At 58.4% G+C, this 2628-nt stretch carries 3 protein-coding genes; all 3 read right to left on the reverse strand.

The features are described from left to right. Window positions 1-254 precede the first annotated feature (254 nt). Entirely contained in the window at window positions 255-503 is a 249-nt protein-coding gene (locus K0P33_RS31305; RefSeq protein WP_242156211.1) for a hypothetical protein, read from the reverse strand. Beyond that, entirely contained in the window at window positions 466-1281 is an 816-nt protein-coding gene (locus tag K0P33_RS31310; RefSeq protein WP_242156210.1) for a protein rep, read from the reverse strand. The genes K0P33_RS31305 and K0P33_RS31310 overlap by 38 nt, the downstream gene beginning before the upstream one ends. Window positions 1282-1823: 542 nt before the next feature. Next, window positions 1824-2249 (reverse strand): hypothetical protein, encoded by a 426-nt coding sequence (locus K0P33_RS31315; protein ID WP_242156209.1) that lies wholly within the window; start codon window positions 2247-2249, stop codon window positions 1824-1826. Between the last annotated feature and the right edge of the window lie 379 nt (window positions 2250-2628).

The following is a 2628-nucleotide window of genomic DNA, read 5'->3' on the forward strand; positions in this document are numbered from 1 at the left end:
GGGTGAATTTTCGAGACAAGCCCGTTCAGGGCGCAGGGGAGGAAAGAGGGTGGCGAATCGCGCAGCGATTCAGAACCCTAAAGGCCTTACGGGGCGCTCCCCCGGAAGGTTTGGGCGTCACGTAGGGACGGCCACGGAGGCCCGCAGGGGTGACGGCACTTTGCTTTTGGTTCTATCGGTTTTGCTATTGCCGGTTCTATTGTTTTCCTATTGCTGGACCTATTGCGTTAGCAATAGAAAGGCAATAGGAAACCTCAGTTTTTTGGGGCAGTCATGCGATCAATAAATGCCTCAAAAGCCGTGTTTTCTGCTTCACGGCGAGCACGCCGAATAGGCTTTAACGGGTCTATGTCGCGCTCGTTTCGACGGCGATCATAAGCAGTTCTGAATTGCTCCCAGGTGATCGAAACACCGGCCTCGTTGAGCAGCTCAATCACACGTTTATCCATACGGCATTGCATATTCTCACCCTCTCTTTTTGAGCGCCGAAGGCTGATATTCATCACTCAAATAACGATAGAACCGATCCAGGTATGGGAGCCCGTCGAGCGGCTCATCGAGCAGCGAGTCGGGAATCTCGACACCACGAAATAAGCCGAAGCTGTTCAGCAGGCGCTTGCCCTTGAGGATCTGCGCAGCGTGCCAGTTGTCGGCCAGGGTCAGGTCGGAGAACTTCACGGCGTACTTGAACACCTCCATGAAACCCTCCACGGGATCGCCCAGGATGGGCCTGCAATCCACGATCATGCTGTCGCCGGTGATCTTGTGCCACTCGGCACTCAGGTCGCTCTGGGAAGGCTGAGAAGCCGCCAGAAGGATCATGTGGCAGTGCGGATGCCACCCCTTGCCCTTGTTGGTCAGTTCCATCGTGTAAACGGCGCCCTGAGCCTTGCAGAGCTCCGTCCACGGGGCACGCGGAACCCCGGAGTTGAAGTTTCGACGGCGGTCGAGAAGTTTACGAAGTGACTTGCTGAGATGGGCCTGGCGCTGTTCCAAGTCATCACCGTTTTTGACTGTGAGAGTCAACAAATACGGGCGTAAGTCCGGATATTCGATTTGGATGGTCTGCCAGCGAGTGAGGTACGCGCCGAGTGCCTTCGCACCTCGGCGGATCGCGCAGAGAGGGCAAACTAGGTGCTGACGACAGAACGAGGCGCTGTGCAGTCGAACCTTGCTCACGGTGAAATACTCCCGAAAGTGCAGGTAGTTTCCGCAACTGGCGAGGCCGGCAGCGGTTTTCATGCTCGTCTGGGATGGTGCTTCACGAAGGTAGTCGAGCATGGCACGAGACCTTGTGTGAGCCACGCCGTAGCGTGTTATTCTTTCGCCCAGAAGCTTAGCTTCGTCAGCCCCTGTGAACTCGCCGTCTGCCAAGTTGGAAGAGTTCCCAGGGGTTTTTTTATGCGCCATGGTTTGGCTCCCCTTTTCGTCGGTCGAGCATACCATCTGCATGCACATTGTTTCTATTTATCAAGTAAAGAAGAAACTCGCCCAGCCCTACCCCGCAAAAACACCCAGAAACCCCCGCAGTACGGGCTCCAAACGGCACTGAAGTGCCCAGCCGTGCCCAAAAGCAAAGCCCCCTCGCCGGGTGGCATCCCCTGGGCCCATTCGGGCCCAGGGAATTGCCAAAGGGTGATCTTTACGGTGACGGGTCAAGGGTGCGCTTCGCCCGGGACTCCGTTCAGCGCGACGGTGAAGCGCGTCACGCCGAGCCGGGGTCGCGGCCCCTGACCTGGACATTTCGGCGGTGGATCAACTGGCCTCGATCGGAGTGCAGGAACTTGTTCCTGGGCGACGGTCGAGGGGACAAGCGCAGCGCGTCAGGCTTGTTCAGCTCGGACACGGAGGTCCATCACCTGGCGCGCCGATAGGTTGCGCAGATCAGCATTGGAAAAGACCAGGCCAGCCCGGATGGGTTTGGTTTCCTCGTCCCAGTGCTCCAAATCACTCATGTGGAATTTATAATCGCCCAGGTATGAGGCCGCCAGATCCCGCGCAAGGGCCCTGTGAGCCTCTCCAGGCGTTTTTAAGGCCGCATACACGGCATCGCCTATTGGATCTCCTGTAAGGGCTATACCGCCATTGTGGGCCCTCTCAAGGGCATGAGCGTTGTACTCAACCGAACCCGCTTCAGGGTCATCTGTGGGATTCCCAGGGCAAAGCTTGTCCTCCCATGGCAGCACATACTGCGATCTGCCGAGGATGTCCTGCAGGACGTAATCAGAGGGTTTTGCTATGCGCTGCATTGGGCTGCTCTCAGGCGAAAATCGCATGGTAGCTCAGCCTGCTTTGGGCAGCTGAAAGCTGCTTCCAGAGCGGCCAAAAGCCGCTCTGATAAAACGGCGTCGAAGACGACGGAAACAGCCGGACAGACGCCACCCGAGCCCACGAGGGTGGTGAGGGGAAATGGCCCCCAGGCCAAATTTTCCCGTTCTGCCCTGGTGCAGCCCGTTCAGGGCGAAACCAGGGTGCGAAGCATCAGGCCGCACCGCTTGCGTGCGCGTCAGGTGAAACCGGACCACCCTGGTTTCGAGCCGGAGCAGCAGAGGGAGGGACGGAGTCCCGCGCCGATGCGTCGCGAAGTCTCAGAAAGCGGGGTGGTCCGGCTTTGCCGGGCGCGCACGC

Origin of the sequence: Pseudomonas sp. ArH3a, from assembly GCF_022648765.1 — a bacterium.
Lineage (GTDB): Bacteria > Pseudomonadota > Gammaproteobacteria > Pseudomonadales > Pseudomonadaceae > Aquipseudomonas.

Coding starts and splice junctions, on each gene's coding strand:
- K0P33_RS31310 (WP_242156210.1), bottom strand. CDS start 1,281: ATGCTCGACTACCTTCGTGAAGCACCATCCCAGACGAGCATGAAAACC.
- K0P33_RS31305 (WP_242156211.1), bottom strand. CDS start 503: ATGAATATCAGCCTTCGGCGCTCAAAAAGAGAGGGTGAGAATATGCAA.
- K0P33_RS31315 (WP_242156209.1), bottom strand. CDS start 2,249: ATGCAGCGCATAGCAAAACCCTCTGATTACGTCCTGCAGGACATCCTC.